The sequence below is a fragment of the Paracoccus alcaliphilus genome (assembly GCF_028553725.1).
GTDB lineage: Bacteria > Pseudomonadota > Alphaproteobacteria > Rhodobacterales > Rhodobacteraceae > Paracoccus > Paracoccus alcaliphilus.
The window spans coordinates 1,476,695-1,492,435 of the sequence record NZ_CP067124.1 but is presented as its reverse complement, the minus strand read 5'-3'; the positions used below and the strand labels follow the sequence as shown (position 1 = coordinate 1,492,435).

Annotated in this window: 20 protein-coding genes and 4 pseudogenes; 9 read left to right on the top strand and 15 right to left on the bottom strand. The window is 63.3% G+C overall.

Annotated elements, in window-relative coordinates; genetic code table 11:
- Positions 1-61: 61 nt before the first annotated feature.
- Positions 62-307, top strand: a complete 246-nt coding sequence (locus tag JHW40_RS07580) for a hypothetical protein (RefSeq protein WP_090611802.1) — start codon at positions 62-64, stop codon at positions 305-307.
- Here the strand turns inward: JHW40_RS07580 and JHW40_RS07575 are convergent.
- Positions 304-558 (bottom strand): DUF167 domain-containing protein, encoded by a 255-nt coding sequence (locus JHW40_RS07575; RefSeq protein ID WP_090611804.1) that lies wholly within the window; start codon positions 556-558, stop codon positions 304-306. The two genes, JHW40_RS07580 and JHW40_RS07575, sit on opposite strands and share 4 nt — an antisense overlap.
- 104 nt (positions 559-662) lie before the next feature.
- Here JHW40_RS07575 and JHW40_RS07570 point away from each other — a divergent pair, with 104 nt between their 5' ends.
- Both JHW40_RS07570 and JHW40_RS07565 read left to right on the top strand, forming a co-directional pair.
- Positions 663-1,235 (top strand): nitroreductase family protein, encoded by a 573-nt coding sequence (locus JHW40_RS07570; RefSeq protein WP_090611806.1) that lies wholly within the window; start codon positions 663-665, stop codon positions 1,233-1,235.
- Positions 1,232-1,948, top strand: coding sequence for an EI24 domain-containing protein (locus JHW40_RS07565; RefSeq protein ID WP_090611808.1), 717 nt, complete (start codon positions 1,232-1,234; stop codon positions 1,946-1,948). The genes JHW40_RS07570 and JHW40_RS07565 overlap by 4 nt, the downstream gene beginning before the upstream one ends.
- Here the strand turns inward: JHW40_RS07565 and JHW40_RS07560 are convergent.
- Together JHW40_RS07560 and mce are read right to left on the bottom strand one after the other, a co-directional pair.
- Complete coding sequence (locus JHW40_RS07560; RefSeq protein ID WP_090611811.1) at positions 1,905-2,174, bottom strand: DUF1467 family protein; 270 nt, start codon at positions 2,172-2,174, stop codon at positions 1,905-1,907. The genes JHW40_RS07565 and JHW40_RS07560 overlap by 44 nt on opposite strands.
- On the bottom strand, positions 2,174-2,578 hold the full coding sequence (gene mce, locus JHW40_RS07555) for a methylmalonyl-CoA epimerase (protein ID WP_090611813.1): 405 nt from the start codon (positions 2,576-2,578) through the stop codon (positions 2,174-2,176). Before mce ends, JHW40_RS07560 begins: the two co-directional genes overlap by 1 nt.
- A 132-nt stretch (positions 2,579-2,710) precedes the next feature.
- Here mce and JHW40_RS07550 point away from each other — a divergent pair, with 132 nt between their 5' ends.
- Complete coding sequence (locus tag JHW40_RS07550) at positions 2,711-3,445, top strand: response regulator (RefSeq protein WP_419182463.1); 735 nt, start codon at positions 2,711-2,713, stop codon at positions 3,443-3,445.
- A gap of 297 nt (positions 3,446-3,742) precedes the next feature.
- Here JHW40_RS07550 and JHW40_RS24325 read toward each other — a convergent pair.
- From JHW40_RS24325 to JHW40_RS07540, 3 pseudogenes are all read right to left on the bottom strand, one after another.
- Positions 3,743-4,111 (bottom strand): annotated as a pseudogene (locus tag JHW40_RS24325) (IS3 family transposase); the annotation flags it as partial.
- A pseudogene (locus JHW40_RS24320) lies at positions 4,112-4,240 on the bottom strand (IS481 family transposase); the annotation flags it as partial. It lies immediately after the preceding pseudogene.
- Positions 4,239-4,478 (bottom strand): annotated as a pseudogene (locus JHW40_RS07540) (IS481 family transposase); the annotation flags it as partial. The pseudogenes JHW40_RS24320 and JHW40_RS07540, both read right to left, overlap by 2 nt.
- Before the next feature lie 114 nt (positions 4,479-4,592).
- Here JHW40_RS07540 and JHW40_RS07535 point away from each other — a divergent pair.
- Positions 4,593-5,724, top strand: a pseudogene (locus tag JHW40_RS07535) (IS630 family transposase).
- 10 nt (positions 5,725-5,734) lie between these two features.
- Here the strand turns inward: JHW40_RS07535 and JHW40_RS07530 are convergent.
- The 9 genes from JHW40_RS07530 to JHW40_RS07490 are packed head-to-tail and all read right to left on the bottom strand — an operon-like array spanning position 5,735 to position 12,506.
- Complete coding sequence (locus tag JHW40_RS07530) at positions 5,735-6,100, bottom strand: hypothetical protein (protein WP_090611816.1); 366 nt, start codon at positions 6,098-6,100, stop codon at positions 5,735-5,737.
- Positions 6,094-7,158 carry a flagellar type III secretion system protein FlhB gene (gene flhB / locus JHW40_RS07525; RefSeq protein WP_090611818.1) on the bottom strand — a complete coding sequence of 355 codons (1,065 nt, stop codon included), beginning with the start codon at positions 7,156-7,158 and terminating at the stop codon, positions 6,094-6,096. Before flhB ends, JHW40_RS07530 begins: the two co-directional genes overlap by 7 nt.
- Positions 7,158-7,910 carry a flagellar biosynthetic protein FliR gene (locus JHW40_RS07520; protein WP_090611820.1) on the bottom strand — a complete coding sequence of 251 codons (753 nt, stop codon included), beginning with the start codon at positions 7,908-7,910 and terminating at the stop codon, positions 7,158-7,160. Before JHW40_RS07520 ends, flhB begins: the two co-directional genes overlap by 1 nt.
- Positions 7,910-10,003 (bottom strand): flagellar biosynthesis protein FlhA, encoded by a 2,094-nt coding sequence (locus JHW40_RS07515; protein WP_244519174.1) that lies wholly within the window; start codon positions 10,001-10,003, stop codon positions 7,910-7,912. The genes JHW40_RS07520 and JHW40_RS07515 overlap by 1 nt, the downstream gene beginning before the upstream one ends.
- Complete coding sequence (locus JHW40_RS07510; protein ID WP_090611823.1) at positions 10,000-10,284, bottom strand: hypothetical protein; 285 nt, start codon at positions 10,282-10,284, stop codon at positions 10,000-10,002. Before JHW40_RS07510 ends, JHW40_RS07515 begins: the two co-directional genes overlap by 4 nt.
- Positions 10,284-11,150: a flagellar motor stator protein MotA gene (gene motA, locus JHW40_RS07505; RefSeq protein ID WP_090611825.1), complete on the bottom strand. Its 867-nt coding sequence runs from the start codon at positions 11,148-11,150 to the stop codon at positions 10,284-10,286. The genes JHW40_RS07510 and motA overlap by 1 nt, the downstream gene beginning before the upstream one ends.
- A gap of 12 nt (positions 11,151-11,162) precedes the next feature.
- Positions 11,163-11,705, bottom strand: a complete 543-nt coding sequence (locus JHW40_RS07500; protein WP_090611828.1) for a MotE family protein — start codon at positions 11,703-11,705, stop codon at positions 11,163-11,165.
- Positions 11,698-12,048 carry a hypothetical protein gene (locus tag JHW40_RS07495; RefSeq protein WP_170851798.1) on the bottom strand — a complete coding sequence of 117 codons (351 nt, stop codon included), beginning with the start codon at positions 12,046-12,048 and terminating at the stop codon, positions 11,698-11,700. Before JHW40_RS07495 ends, JHW40_RS07500 begins: the two co-directional genes overlap by 8 nt.
- Positions 12,045-12,506, bottom strand: coding sequence for a flagellar basal body-associated FliL family protein (locus JHW40_RS07490; protein ID WP_090611832.1), 462 nt, complete (start codon positions 12,504-12,506; stop codon positions 12,045-12,047). Before JHW40_RS07490 ends, JHW40_RS07495 begins: the two co-directional genes overlap by 4 nt.
- Positions 12,507-12,621: 115 nt before the next feature.
- Between JHW40_RS07490 and fliF the strand changes: the two genes are divergently transcribed.
- From fliF to fliP, 4 genes are read left to right on the top strand one after another with little or no spacing between them, the layout of a single operon-like run.
- A complete protein-coding gene (gene fliF / locus JHW40_RS07485) occupies positions 12,622-14,184 on the top strand; it encodes a flagellar basal-body MS-ring/collar protein FliF (RefSeq protein ID WP_090611833.1) in 1,563 nt (520 codons plus the stop codon).
- Positions 14,184-14,756, top strand: coding sequence for a hypothetical protein (locus JHW40_RS07480; protein ID WP_090611836.1), 573 nt, complete (start codon positions 14,184-14,186; stop codon positions 14,754-14,756). Before fliF ends, JHW40_RS07480 begins: the two co-directional genes overlap by 1 nt.
- Complete coding sequence (locus JHW40_RS07475) at positions 14,744-15,001, top strand: FliM/FliN family flagellar motor switch protein (RefSeq protein WP_090611837.1); 258 nt, start codon at positions 14,744-14,746, stop codon at positions 14,999-15,001. The genes JHW40_RS07480 and JHW40_RS07475 overlap by 13 nt, the downstream gene beginning before the upstream one ends.
- The gene (gene fliP / locus JHW40_RS07470; protein ID WP_244519175.1) at positions 14,998-15,693 is read left to right on the top strand and encodes a flagellar type III secretion system pore protein FliP; all 696 of its coding nucleotides are present in this window, start codon (positions 14,998-15,000) and stop codon (positions 15,691-15,693) included. The genes JHW40_RS07475 and fliP overlap by 4 nt, the downstream gene beginning before the upstream one ends.
- The last annotated feature ends 48 nt before the right edge of the window (positions 15,694-15,741 follow it).

Here is a 15,741-nt window from a genome sequence, read left to right as displayed (position 1 = left end):
ACCCGACTGCTTGCCCACAGGCATCATTCACGCGATTGTCGGGCCAGCCAAGGAGGACCGGATGTTCACCATCGAGCATGATTTCGACGCCACCGTCATCACCCTGATCGACGAGGCCGAGCCAAATTCACGCCCCCTGAACGAAGATGTGGTGATTCTGACCTTCGACGACCGGGTCGTGCTGGAACAGGTGAACCCGACCAATGACGAGGTGATGCGCATCACCTTCACCATGCAGCAGCTGACCGAGTTGCGGCTGGCGCTGAACCTGCCCGAGGGGAATTACCGGGTCGAGAATCTGGATTAGTCCAGCCGGAACAGCTTGTCGCGTGAGGTGGCCCCACGCAGCAGGGTCAGCCGCGATTTCGCCACGCCAAGCGCACGGGCCAGCAGCTTGACCACCGCCTGATTGGCCTTGCCGTCCTCGGGCACGGCGGTGACATGGATGCGGATCGCGCCGTCCTCGACGGTGATCGCGTTGCGCCGCGCGCGCGGCGTCACGCGAATGGCGATCTGGGCGCCCTCATGGGCAAGATGGCTCAGGTCCGGGTCGTTCATGGCGCCGATGATCGCGGCTGTCGGCGCCCTTCGCAAGTGCGGCTTGCTTGCGTCCCGCCCGTCGCTCTGCAAAGAACATGGCAACCCCGCAGGAGGAGACCCTCATGGAACATCGCAACGAGGCCGCGCTGGCCTTTCTGGCCGCTCGCAGGTCGCATCCGCCCAAGCTTTTGACCGGTCCCGCCCCCGATCCCGACCAGATCACTGAGCTGCTGGTTCTGGCCGCGCGGGCGCCCGATCATGGCAAGCTGGAGCCGTGGCGTTTCGTCGTGCTGACCCGCGCGGCGCTGGACCGGCTGAAACCGGTCCTGCACCAGGAGGTTCTGGCTGGCGGGCAGGATCAGGCGGCGGCGGACAAGGCGGCCTCGGCCTTCGATTCGCCAGTGGTGGTGGCGGTGATCTCGTCGCCAGTGGACAGCCCGAAAGTGCCCGAATGGGAACAGATCCTGTCCGCCGGGGCGGTCTGTCTGGGGCTGGTGAACGCGGCGCTGGCCGCGGGCTGGGGTGCGGCCTGGCTGACCGGCCATGCCGCGCTGAACCAGGCCTTTGCCGAAGCCCATCTGGGCGTGAAACCGTCCGAGCGTGTGGCCGGGCTGGTCCATATCGGCAGCCGCGGCACCCCGCCGCCCGAGCGTCCCCGCCCCGATATCGCCGCCAAGACAAGCTGGCTGGAATGACCATCCTGCGCGCGGTGGCGCTGGCATGGGCCGACCTGCTGCGCCCGCGCATCCTGTCGCTGGCGCTGATGGGGCTGGGGCTGACGCTGGCGCTGCTGATCGCGTTGCAGGCGGCGATCTTCTGGGCGATCCGATACTTCGTCACCGGCGCGATCAGCCTGCCCTGGATCGGCAGGCTGGATCTGGGCGATACCCTGTCCTGGGGCTCGTTGGCGCTGCTGCCGGTGCTGGGCATCTTTCTGATGGCCCCGGTCGCGGCGGGCTTTGCCGGACTGTTCACCGATCAGGTCGCCGACAAGGTCGAAGAGATCCACTATCCCGCGCGCCGGGGCCGCTCTCCCGATTTTCTGGACGGAGTGCTGGAATCTCTGGCGGTGGTGCTGGCGGTGCTGGGGGTCACGCTGCTGTCGCTGATGCTGGCGCCCTTTGCCGGGCCGCTGACGCCGATCCTGTTCTTCGGCGCCAATGGCTGGCTGCTGGGGCGAGAGTTCTTTCAGATGGCCGCGCGCAGGCATATGGACGCCCCTGCCGCGACGGCTCTGCGCAAGGCCCATGCCGGGCGCGTCACGCTGGCCGGGGCAATGGTCGCCGTGGCCCTGTCACTGCCCTTGGTGAATATCGCCATGCCCTTGCTGGCGGCGGCGGCCTTTACCCATCTGTTCCACCTGATCAGCGCAGCAGATGGTCCAGATTCGCGATATCCGCGCGGGTGACGAAACCGCCAAGGATCACCCATGCGATGATTCCCCACAGGATGGATGTCACCAGCGTCGTCCACAGCAGCTTGCGCCGCCAGTTCAGATTCGCGGGCGCGCCAGCCGGGGTTCCCGGCACGATCTGCCCCATATCGGCCTGACTGCGCTGGCCGATCGGCATGACCACGAACAGGGTCAGAAACCACAGGGACGCATAAAGGACGATGCCGCCGGTCAGGTTCATCAGACTTGCTCCAGTTCGATCAGGCAGCCGTTGAAGTCCTTGGGATGCAGGAACAGCACCGGCTTGCCATGGGCGCCGATCTTCGGCTCAGCCGTACCCAGCACCCGCGCGCCTTCGGATTTCAGCTTGTCGCGCGCGGCGATGATATCCTCGACCTCGAAACACATGTGATGGATGCCCCCCGAGGGGTTCTTGTCCAGAAAGCCCTTGATCGGGCTGTCCTCGCCCAGAGGATACAGCAATTCGATCTTGGTGTTCGGCAGTTCGATGAAGACGACGGTGACGCCGTGGTCGGGCTCGTCCTGCGGTGCGCCCACCGTCGCGCCCAGGGTGTTTTCATACTGCGCCGCCGCCGCCTTCAGATCCGGGACCGCGATCGCCACGTGATTCAGTCGTCCGATCATCTCAAACCTCCGTTTCGGGGGTTTGTAGGCCGTCCTGCGCCCAAGGAAAAGCAGTTTGGCCTGCGGCCATTAACCGCTTCTTAGCGAAGACGGCGTTTACTGGTCCTGCAACCGATTCGGAAAGGAAAGGATATGCTGACAGAAACCGGAACCGCGCCATCGGACGCATTGCCGATGTGGCGCATGTCCCTGCCGGGGCGCCCGCTGACCGGGCTGACCCTGCTGGTGGTCGAGGATTCGCGACTGGCGAGCGAGGCTGTGCGACTGCTCTGCCTGCGCTCTGGCGCGCGGATCCGCCGGGCCGACTGCCGGCGCTCGGCGGCGCGGCACCTTCAGACCTATCGCCCGGCGGTGGTGATCGTCGATCTGGGCCTGCCCGATGGCGACGGCGCCGAACTGATCCGTCACATGACGCAGGCCGAGCCGAGGGTGCCGGTCGTTCTGGGCATGTCGGGCGATCCCGATATGCGCAAGGCGGCGATGGATGCGGGGGCGGACGGGTTTCTGGCCAAGCCGGTGGAAAGCCTTGCGCTGTTCCAGCAGACCATCCTTCAGGCCCTGCCGCCCGAGGCGCAGGGCATCGGCCCGCGCCTGCTGCCCGACGAGGTGATCAAGCCCGACAGTTCGGGCCTGCGCGACGACCTGATCCATATTGCCGACATTCTGGCCAATGCGCGCGACACGAATGCCATCGACTATATCGCCCGTTTTCTGGCCGGGGTGGCCCGGTCATCGCATGATCAGCCACTGGAATCGGCGGCATCAGCGCTGGCACGGGATCATCTGGCAGGCCACGCGGTGGCCGCGGATCTGGCGCGCATCAGCGGGCTGGTGCAGGACCGACTGCAAACCGTGACCGAGATGTAGTGTCGCCCGCCATCTGACGATCATTACTCAACGGTCGGCCCGGCATGGTGCAAGTCTCCTGGAGGCAGGTTCCACATGCGAATGCATGGGTTCAGGTGGCTGGCTTGACGCCCGTAATCCGCAGGCACTTTGGGACATCTGGTGTTGTAATTGCAGCTTCTCACGGAGCGCCTCGTGAGTCGTTCTTCCGTTGAAGGCACCGTGCGGTCTGGTGAAGTTGAGCGCCGCCACGATCATTGGACAGGATCTGGCGTAAATTAAGCTGCTCTCTGCACCTGCTGATCGGGTTGGGTTTCGTTTCCGGATGCCCACCTTCGCTTCTGATCCGGTCTCCCCGGCATGCAGGTAGACGCACTCGTATTTCAGTGTCCACCACAGCCTTTCGATGAAGATACTGTCGAGGAAATGTCCCTTTCCGTCCATCGGGATGCGAGTGCCGGTGCGGCGCAGGCGGTCGGTCCAGGCGAAAGAGATGAATTGGCTGCCCTGATCGGTGTTCGTGATCCCGGACGTGCCGAAGCAGTAGACCGCCTCGTTCAGCGCCTCGACGCAGAAATCGGCCTCCCTCGCCATGGTCCCCGGACCGGTGGCGGACCATGGCTCGATGTTCGAGATGCGCCAAGCCGGAACCATTCGGGTGTGCCAATCCATGATGGCAACCAGATAGGTGTTCAGTCCCGGCAATTGGTGGATCGGATTTAAGATGAATCGATTTGGCTCTGAAGTCCAGATTTTGCAGATGTATTCGTAGGGTGTGAGACCGTTGAGGGTCTTGAGCCTGCGTACGAAGTTGTAACATATGCCGTCGGAATGCGACGATCATTGCCTCTTCAGCTTCCGTGAGAACGGTCGACCGCGGCTCCTTCGGCCCGGTATTCAGATCCTCTACCGTCGCGCGCTTGCGCCACTTCGCGACGGTCTTGGGATTGATACCGAGCTCTTGGCTCAGCTGCGCGAGCGAAGCTTGCGATCGCTGTATTGCAGCTCTGACGGCATGCGTGGTCGTGGCGCTCCCGTGACGAATTTGCCCCATAATGCTTCCTTCCAAGGCTGAGAAAACAGCGCATCATCAAACCGTGGGATCAAACAGCTAGTCACCTGGAACTGTAGTTCATATCATTGACCCTGACGATTTCGGAGGGATGATATGGTTGGTCGAGTGGCGGACGAGGTGGTTCTGAGTACCGATGAGCGCGACTTTCTCGAGGCGCAGGTTCGGCGGCACAAGGCCGCGCGGTCGCTGTCGGACCGATGCCGGATGGTTCTGCTCTGCGCGGAAGGGCTAGCAAAGCAAGGAGATCGGCGCGCGGCTCGGAGGGCATGAGCATACTGTCGGCAAGTGGCGCAGACGGTTCGCGAAGGCCCGGATTGAAGGTCTCACCGACGAATATCGTCCCGGCCGGCCCCGCACGGTATCGGACGTTCAGGTGGCCGAGGTCATCGAGCGGACGCTGAACACCACGCCGAAGGACGCCACCCATTGGTCGATCCGTTCGATGGCTGCGGCGACGGGCCTGTCTCATACCACGATCCGCCGGATCTGGGCCGCCTTCGGACTGCAGCCGCATCGGAGCGAGACCTTCAAGCTCTCGACCGATCCGCTGTTTGTCGACAAGGTGCAGGATATCGTCGGCCTTTACATGGCCCCACCGAACCGGGCCATCGTGCTGTGCGTGGACGAGAGTGAGCGGGCGAGCGCCACCGGTTCGAGCCGCCCGCGAACGCAGATCCAGGCGCTGGATCGGAACCAACCGGTGCTTCCGATGGCGCCGGGTGTCGCCGAACGCAGAACCCACAGCTACATCCGTCATGGCACGACCTCGCTGTTTGCGGCGCTCGACATCGCGACAGGGGCGGTGATCGGCGAATGCGACAAGCGCCACCGGGCGACCGAGTTCCTCGACTTCCTGAAGCGGATCGATACAGCCATGCCACAAGGATGGGACGTGCATCTGGTGATGGACAACTACGCCACCCACAAGACGCCGAAGATCAAGGCCTGGCTCGCGCGCCGCCCGCACTGGCATGTCCACTTCACGCCCACCTCGGCGAGCTGGATCAACCAGGTGGAGCGCTGGTTCGCGGAACTGACCCGCGAGCAACTGCAACGGGGTGTCCACCGCTCCACCGCCGACCTGGAAGCGGACATCGCCGCCTTCATCAGCGCGCACAACGAGAACCCCAAGCCCTATCGATGGGTCAAATCCGCCGACGAAATCCTCGCATCCGTCAAACGCTTCTGCCAGAAAACACAGCAAAATCTATGTGCCGAACTTTAGATTCAGATGACTAGAACCGATGGAGCGTTTTTCTTGCGGTCTCTGCCAGTTGCAGCAAAACTTCGGCGCGGCCGAATTCGCGGGCGGCCTGGTCGCGCATTTTTTCGAAACGGGGCTTGATGCGCTCCAGCTCCGCCTTGGCACGGGACAGTTCTCGTGCGGAGCGTGCGGATTGGGCGTTCGCCATCCTGGCTTCGGGCACTGAAAGGGGGGCGCTGTTATCATAGCATTGTCGCAATGCGGTTTGCAGTGAATCGACATGCCGCTGCGCCACGGTCATATGTTCACTGAAGGCGGCGAACTTTTTCAGCTCACGCTCTGCCTTGAGGCGGGCCAGACGTTCGAGCTGGGCCAGTTTTGCGCGTTGCCCTACCATCCGGCGCGGGCCCTTTCACGCATCTTCTCGGCAAAGCGGATCGCGGCGGCGACGGCGGCAAAATGTTCGCGCTGGATTTCTTCGCCGATGCGGACCGTGGCATGAATGGCGCGGGCGCTGGGGGGATCGGACCAGATCGGGACATCGTGATCACGGGCGCGCTGACGGATCAGGGCCGCGATATCGTCGGTGCCCTTGGCCAGACAGACCGGCGCGCGACCGCTGCCCCGTTTCCATTCCAGCGCGACGGCGTAATGGGTGGGGTTCACGATGACCACATCCGCCTTGGCGACATCGGCCAGCATCTGTCGCGACACCAGATCCACAGCCTTCTGGCGTCGCGCGGCCTTCATATGGGGGTCGCCTTCGACTTCCTTGTGTTCGTCCTCCATCTCTTTGCGCGACATGCGGTTTTTTTGCAGGTGTTCGAACCGCTTCCACAGGAAATCGAGCACCGCGAAGCCGGCCGAGATCGCGACGGCCATGATCAGTACCCGTCCCATGAGATCCGGCAAACCCAGCACCCAGATATCGCCCGCACCCAGCATGCTGCCGGCCATCCGGTTCCACAGCATGCTGAACAGAAACCAGCCGCCGACTCCGACGAACCCCGCCTTCGAGACGGATATCGCAAAGGTCACGAGACCCGATTTGCCGAATTTCTGCCCGGCATTCTTGACCGGGTTGATCCGCTTGAAGTCGATGGCCAGTTTCTGGGGCGAGAAGACCAGTGCCCTCTGCACCACAAGGCCCAGAATGATCGCGATCAGCGGGACCGTTGCCATCGCGATGACGGCAATGGCCGCGGACTGCCACAGCGGCTGCGCCAGCCCGGTGACCGGGCTGTCCGGCCAGGGTTCGCTGCCCATCGTTCGGGACGCCATTGCCAGCCATGATTTTGCCGCGAAACCCGCGCCGAAGGTCAGGGCCAGCCAGACGCCCAGATACATCATCGCGACATTGACCTCGGTCGAGCGCGGCAGGTCGCCCTGCTGCCGGGCCTTGCGCAGTTTCTGTTCGGTGGCCTCGTATTGCTTGTCGTTGTTGTCCTTGTCCATCACGGCACCGGCAGGATGAAATCGAGGATCGAGTCAGCCCAGAGCGAGATGATCAGCGGCGCAAGGATCGCCAGCGCGATCAGCGCCAGCATGATCGCCGCCGGAGAGCCGATGAAGACGACGGGCAGCGCGGGCATCACCCGGTTAATGACGCCAGACAGCGCCTGAAACAGAAAGCCCCCCAGAATGAAGGGCGCGGCCAGCAACATCGCCAGCGAAAAGCTGTAGGCCAGAAGGCGCACCGCCTCCATCGTCAGCAGTTCTGCGCCGGGCCATTCGCCGGGCGGCCAGAGGGTCAGGCTATCGGCGATCAGATGCATCAGCATCACCGGCAGGCCAAGTGCCATCAGCACGGCGATGCCACCCAGATGCAGCAGGTTGCCGATCGGATGCGGCGAATATTCATTCGGCACGCCCACGATCTGCGACAGTGACGCCGTCGCCGCGATGGCCGAGGTTGCGATATCGATGGCCAGCGTCATCAGCCGCAGCAATCCGCCGCAGACGAGGCCTATCAGGATTTCCGGGCCGGCCTGAGCGGCGATGCCCGGCATGGTCGAAGGCGGTTCCGGGCTGGCGGCCAGACCGGAAAACAACGGCGTGACCGCCAGAGCAAGCGAGATCTTGACGCGGGCGGGGATGGTCCGCTCTCCGATGGCGGGCAGGGCCAGAATAAAGGCCTGCACGCGCAGATAGGTCAGCACCATGGCCCATTCCAGTCCCGGAACAAGGCGCGCCAGATCCTCCCACATCACGCGGCCTCGATGGTGGCGACGAAGCGGATGTCGATCGACGGATCAACCTCTTCGAAGCCAAGCACGGGCGTCGGGATGCTGTTCGATCCCAGAATGGCGCGGATCAGGCGACGGCGGTGGTCCGGCGCGATGATCACCGGGGTCTCGGCTGCGTCGGCCAGCGTCAGGGCATTGCGCGTCATCTCCAGCAGCTTGGCCGAAAGCGAGGGCGTGATGGCGCCCGCATTGCCGCGACCGGTTTCCGCATCCGCGCGGACGAATTCCGCCTCCCACGCGGGATGCAACTGTATCGCCCTGAGTTGCCCGGCATCGTTGGCATATTGCTGTGAAATCTGGCCGCGCAGGCGTTTGCGCACCAGTTCATACAGGGCTTCGGGTGTCTCGATCGCGCGGAACTCGGCGATGGCATCGACGATCAGCGGCAGATTGCGGATCGACACCTTTTCTTCCAGCAGGGCGCGCAGGACGCCGAGCAATGTCTCGGGGCTGACCTTCTCGGGGATCATGCCCTCGAAGTAACGGCGATAGCGGTCGGCGCGGGCGGGATCGGAAAGAGATTTCAACTCCTCGATCTGGCGCTGCATGGCCGACAGCGTCAGCAGTTGCGGCAGGTTCGCCTTCACGACCTCCATCAGATGGGTGGAGAGCACCTCCATCGGGGTCACCACGGTCGCGCCAAGCGTCGCGGCCTCATCCTGATCGTTGCGCGGGATCCATTTGGCAGGACTGGAATAGACGGGTTCGCGCACCGGCCCACCCTGAAGCTGTGACAAGACCTGATCGGGTCCCAGCGCCAGGATTTCATGCGGGCGCAATGTGCCGCGCCCACGGGTCACGCCCTGAATCCGGATCACATAATCGCCGGGATGCAGCAGCTCGGTATCGGTGATCCTGACATCGGGCAGGATCAGCCCGAAATACCGGACGATATGGATGCGCAGATTGTTGATGCGAGTTCCCAGCCCGCGCGCCGGGTCCAGCGCGATGGCGATGAGATCGGTTCCGATCTCGATGCTGATCTCATCGGTATCCAGCACGTCGCCAATGCGGCTTTCAGTGGGGGCGGTCGTGGCCTCGGCCGTGACGGGTTCGGGATGCGGGTCATCGCCACGTCGCGCCAGATACCAGGCTGCCGCCGCGCAAATCGCCGCAATCGTCAGGAACAGCAGCTTCGGCATGCCGGGGATCAGGGACACGACGACCATCGCGCCCCCGACCACGGCGGCGGGTTTCCAACTGCGCAGGAATTGCGACGACAGAAGCGTGGCCGTCGGATCGGATGCGCCGCCCCGCGACAGCAGCAGCGCCGCCGCCATCGAGGTGATCAGCGCAGGCACCTGCGTGACCAGCCCGTCGCCGATCGTCAGATGCGAATATGTCGCAATCGCGTCGCCCACCGACATGCCGTGGACCGTGATGCCGACGCCCAGTCCGACCATCAGGTTGATCAGCGTGATCACGATACTGGCGATGGCATCGCCCTTAACGAATTTCGATGCGCCATCAAGCGAGCCATAGAAGCTGATCTCGCCCTGTTCCTGCGCGCGCCTGCGTCGCGCCTCGGCGTGGTCGATGGCGCCGGAATTCAGGTCACCGTCGATGGCCAGCTGTTTGCCGGGCAGCGAATCCAGCGCGAAACGCGCCGAGACTTCGGCCATCCGGGTCGAGCCCTTGGTGATGACCATGAAATTGACCACCGAGATCACCGCAAAGATCGTCAGCCCGACCAGCAGCGAATCCCCGGCGACGAAAGAGGCAAAACCGTTGATGACATGACCTGCGGCGTCGGTTCCCGTGTGACCCTGCGTCAGGATCAGCCGTGTGGACGAGACGTTGAGTGCCAGCCGGATCACCAGGCTGATCAGCAAAAGGACGGGAAAGGCCTGAAAATCCGTTGGCTTGTCCACCAGAGAGGCCATGACCAGCACCAGCATCGCGCTGGCGATTGACAGGGCAATGCCCAGATCCAGAACCCGTGGCGACATCGGGATCACCATCGAGATCACGATCATCACCATTGCCCCGGTCACGATGATCGGGCCGTCCAGAAACCGTCCCGCGCGGGATGCCATCGTGGCCTTTGCGGTCATTGCGTGGCCTCATCTGATGGTACGACGGGGCGCAGGATGTCATCCAGCGGGAAGGCCTCACCGCGCAGCAGACCTGTGCGCCGGAGATAGACGATGGCCAGCATCCGTTCCTCCGGGGGCAGTGCCAGCAGGCGCAGGCGATAGTCAGGGGGAAGGTTTTCTCCGGCCAGCAGGCGCTCGGATGCCTCGGCGGCGATGGCCGCGACGGCGGGGGGCAGATCGGGCTGTGCGGCCACGATCGCCCCATCGGTCAGTGCGGCCAGAAGGAAGGGCAGGATCATCACGCAGCCTTCTTGAGTTCGCGCAACGCGGTTTCCAGTTCGTCAAAGCTGGGGCGGACGTGATCCGGCACGGCCTGACGTCCGACCTCGACACAAAGGTTCGTGGCATGCTGGTGCAGCCCGGCGATCAGCACCGATTTGATCACATCGTAAAAACCCAGATCCTGCTTGATCACCGCGCCCAGCCGCACAGCCAGTGGCGCGACGAACCCATAGGCCAGAAACACCCCCAGAAAGGTGCCGACCAATGCCCCCCCGATCATCTGGCCCAGCACCTCGGGCGGTTCGTTGATCGAACCCATGGTCTTGATCACCCCCAGCACCGCCGCGACGATCCCCAGCGCGGGCAGCGCGTCCGCCGTCGATTGCAGCGCGTGTGGTACATGCATTTCATCCTCGCGCATGGTGGCGATACGGCGCGACAGCCTCTCTTCGACCTGATAGGGGTCGTCGTAATTCAGGCTGGCCGAGCGCAGCGTATCCGCGATCAGCGACACGATATGTCCATCCGCCAACAACCGGGGATAGGCAGCGAAGATCGTTGATTCCGCGGGTTGCTCGATATGCTGTTCCAGCGCGACGGGGTTTTCGCGGGCAACCTTCAGCAACTGGAACATCAGACAAAGAACATCCTGATGGTCCTGCGCGGTCCATTTCGGCCCCCTGAATGCCCGGACAAGACCGCCAAGCGTCGCCTTCAGCACATGGCTGTCATTCGACAGCAGATAAGAGCCGACAGCAGCGCCGGCGATCATCATCATTTCGAACGGTAATGAATGCAGGATGACAGCCATTTTGCCCCCCGCCAGCAAATAGCCGCCAAACACCATCGCCATGGTGAGAAAGATGCCGACGATACCAAACATGGGCGATGCTCCTTAACGGGTGCGGATGCTGCGGGCGCCCATCTGCGCGGTCAGCAGGGCGGCCTGCCGCGGCTCGACCGCGGCAATGATGCGGGCGCCGTTTTCGGGCTGGACACGCATGAGGATCTCGGCGGCGAAATCCGCCGGAAGGTTGGTCAAGATCGCAGCGGCCTCGGTGGGCTTCATCTGGTCGTAAACCGCCACGAGCCGGTCGATATCGGTGCGTACTTCGCTGGTGTGCGTGTCGCGTCGCGTCTGGGTGTCGGTCTTGTGGGACTTCAGTTCGGCCAGACGTTCGCGCAAGGTCTGTTCGGCGGTCGCAAGATCCGCCTTCCGCACATCCAGCGCCTCCATATAGCGTTCGATCCGCAGGGCACGGTCGCGCAATGTCTCGGCCAGGGCGACGGCCTCGGGCACATCCATACAGCCCTGCATCAGCGCCGGAGGGTCGGCCATGGCGGTGAAAAACTGAGAAACATCATATCGCTGCAACCCGAATATGATGACGGGCAGGCCAAGCAGGGCGGCCATGCCCGGAAGCAGGCCCTTACGCATCGAGGCTCTCCATGCGTTTGCGCAGGCGGCGCGATCTGGCGGGCCTTGCATTCGGCCCGGCAGCATCGCCGATGCGCTGGCGCAGCTCCCACGCGGCACGCTCGCCGCGTGCGCGGCGGACTTCGACCGCCAGCGCCTCGCCTGCCGCGCTGGCTTCGTCGCGCGCCGCGCATATGGCCTTCTCAAGCCGGTCCACTTCAGAGGCCATCACCGCGATGGCGCCCCCCAGACCGGTTTCCAGATTGTTGAGACGCCGCAGACGGCGCGCAAGCAGCCCGCAGAACCCGGCCAGACCCAGAGAGGCGATGACAAGTGCGAATTGCATAAGCTCGGAAACGCTCATTTGATACGAAACTCCGTGATCAGCAGATCCCTGAAGGGGATGTCGCCCAGAACCGTCCCGATGCGCGTGGACAGCTCGGCGCGGATGATTTCCAGCACGCCGCGCTTGTCATAGGCGGCGGCGTCTATTTCGGTCAGAAAGCCGTTCATGGTATCCAGAATGCGCGGCATCAGCTTTTCAACGGCACCCCGGTCGGCCTCGGCCAGTTCCAGCGAAGCGGTCAGAATCACGCTGCGCGAGCCGCCCGGCACTGAAATCTCGACCGGTGGAATGTCCAGAAAGGCCAGCCGTTCCGCGGCCTTCGTGGGGGTGGCCTGGAAAAGGTCCGCCGGGGACCAATAGCCAAGAAAAGTCGACGCAAAGCCCGCGCCGCCCAGAATGACCGTCGCAATGATCGGAATAAGGATTCGCGATTTCTTACCGGTCTTTCCGGCTGCCGAATCGGCGGTTTCTGACATGGCGATTCTCCGTCCTGATGGATCGGATTTATCACCTTGCGACTAACCAATTCTTAATGTCGGCAAGGCAAAAAGGGCTCAACGGAAACCAATTGCTGATTCGAAAGGGCCGGTTTTGCAAAAACTGCAGGACTATTGGAAAGAGCGAAGCTCTCAGCAGAAAGCGCTGCTTGCGGCTGCGTTTCTTGCGACTTTCTTTGCCGTGGCGGGCTTTGGCTGGCTGGCAAATCGGCCGAACATGGCATTGCTGTATGGCGGGCTGGATCCGGCGCAGGCGGGTGAGGTGATCGCGGGTATCGAGCGGTCGGGTGTTGCCTATCGCGTGCAGGGCGATTCGATCTGGGTGGATACGACCCAGCGCGACCGGTTGCGCATGGATCTGGCAGCCCAGGGCCTGCCCGCCAGCGGCACCGCGGGGTATGAGCTTCTGGATGGGATGTCGGGTTTTGGCACCACCTCGCAGATGTTCGACGCTGCATATTGGCGCGCGAAAGAGGGTGAGCTGGCGCGCTCGGTGCTTGCGCTGCCGAATGTGAAATCCGCCCGTGTACATCTGGCGGTGGAAAATGGGCGTGGCTATCGGCGCGAGCTGGGCGGTCGTGCCTCGGTGACGCTGACGACGAACGGGACGGCGATCACGCGCGAACAGGCGGCGGCGCTGAAATATCTGGTGTCATCCGGCGTGCCGGGCATGTCGCCGGATCATGTGACCGTCATCGATTCGGTGTCCGGCATCGTCGCGACGGGCGAGGATCAGAACAGTCTGGACCGCGCCACCGCCATGAAGCGCAATGTCGAGCGGATTCTTGAATCGCATGTGGGTATAGGCAACGCCATCGTCGAGTTAAATCTGGACCTGATCACCGAGACCGAGCAATTGCTGGAGCAGCGTTTCGATCCCGACCAGCGCGCACTGATTTCGCAGGTGAACGAAGAAACGACGGATCAAAGCAATTCGGTCGGCTCGGGCACGGTGACAGCCGCCTCGAACCTGCCCGATGGCGACGGGACGGGCGGTGATCGCAGCGAGGCGTCCCGCACCGAGGCTCGCCAGCAGCAGAACTACGAGGTCAGCACCCTGACGCGAGAGATCTCGCGCCAGCCGGGAGCCGTCCGACGTATGACGGTTGCCGTTCTGGTCAACGGCGTACCGCAAACCAGTGGCGGCGAAACGACGCTTGTGGCGCGATCCGAGGTCGAATTGCAGACGCTGCGAGAGCTTGTGGCCTCGGCCGTGGGATATGACGAGGCGCGTGGCGACCAGTTGACGGTAAAATCCCTGCCTTTCGCGGCACTGGGTGAATACGGAACCAGCGCCAGTCCGGGGCTGCTGGACCGGCTGGAGCTGAACGGGCTGTTGAAGCTGCTGCTGGTCGGGCTGTTCGCGCTGGCGGTGGTGATGCTGATCCTGCGGCCCATGCTGCGCGCACGTGGCAGCGGGCTGGCGAGTGGGATCGATGGCAGTCAGCCCCGGCAACTCGCCGCCGAATCCGCGCTGGATGAGAATGCCTCGATCCTGCCGCCCGCCGAGCCCGAAGTGATGCAGCCCCCGCGCCAGCAGCAATTGTCGCTGCCGCCCGCGGATCCTGTGGCGCGTCTGCGCGGCATGATGCGGGAACGGCATGAGGAAAGCGTCAAGATCATTTCCGGCTGGATCGACAACAAGGAGAACGCTTGATGTCCGCGTCTTTGATCAAACTTGAATCTTTTACAGGCCTGCCGGGGGCGGGGGGATCGTCCAGCTATACCCGCGACGATCTGGATCTGGCCTTTGCCGATGGTCTGGCTCACGGCCGGGCACAGCGGCAGGATGAGGATCTGCAGGGCCTGCGCAGTGGCATGAAGCATCTGGCCGATGCGCTGTCGGCAGATGAGGCAAGGCGGCAGAAACTGCGTGCCGACGCCGTGGCGTCGCTGGCACCGATCCTGTCGGAAATGCTCGACGCGCTGGTGCCATCAGCGCAATCGCAACGGATGGAGCGGTCGCTGGTCGAGGAACTGCACCGGCTGTCGGCACAGGCCACGCCGCTGCATTGCCGGATCGCCTGCCGGCCCGATCTCAGGGCGATGGTCGTGCGCTGCCTGGACGAGGCCGGTATTTCCGGCATCGAACTGGACGACCAGCCGGGCACCTGCGTCAGCCTGTCACTGGAGGGTGGTCGCATCGAATTCGTCCCTGAAAGGGTGGCTGAGAATATCCGGGCGCTGATCGCTGAAATCACGGAAGGCGAAGAAAAATGGACTCACTGACACATCTGATCGACACCGATGCCATTCAGGTCGAGGTGACGATCCGCCTTGGCCGGACCCGCCAGTCGGTGGCACAACTGGCCTCATTGCGCCCCGATGACATCATGGTATTAGATCAGGCCATCGGCGACGGCGTCGAAATCTGCGTGGGCGACAAGGTCATCGCGCGCGGCGAACTGGTCGGCGATGGCACGCCCGAGGACCGGCTGTGCGTCCGCATCATCGGCCCGACGGAGGCGATGTGATCCGTCTGGCACTGCTGTTGTTTTTGCTTCCCTCGCTGGCGCATGCCCAGGATCTGGGTCAAATGGCCGAGGGTCTGGGGCAGAACTCGGTCATGCTGCTGGTGATGCTGAACGCGTTGTCACTGGCGCCCGGTCTGGCGATCATGGTGACGTGCTTTCCCTTCATCGTGATCGTGTTGTCGATTCTGCGCCAATCGCTCGGTTTGCAGCAATCGCCGCCCAACCTGCTGATTGTCAGTCTGGCGATGTTTCTGACCTGGTTCATCATGGATCCGGTCCTGCGCGAGGCATGGGAGATCGCCGGTCTGCCTCTCAGTCAGGGTAGCATCGGCTTTGACGAAGCCTTCCGGCGCGGCATCGTCCCCTTTCGTGCCTTCATGGAGGCCCGCACCAATCCCGGCACCTTGCAAAGCATGGCTGAGATCGCCCCCGCAGGCGCGGCCGACGCCGAGTCGCTGTCGGTGCTGATCCCGTCCTTCATGCTGTCCGAGATTCAGCGTGCGTTCGAGATCGGCTTTCTTCTGGCGCTGCCCTTTCTGATCATTGATCTGGTGGTGGCGGCGGTCCTGATGTCAATGGGGATGATGATGGTGCCACCGGTCGTGGTCTCATTACCCTTCAAGCTGGCGTTCTTCGTCGTCGTGGATGGATGGACGATGATCGCCGGGGCGCTGGTGCGCAGTTATAGCTAAAGCATTTCTACTGAACCCTGAATCGTTTGGGGTTCCGTCGCAGCGCGG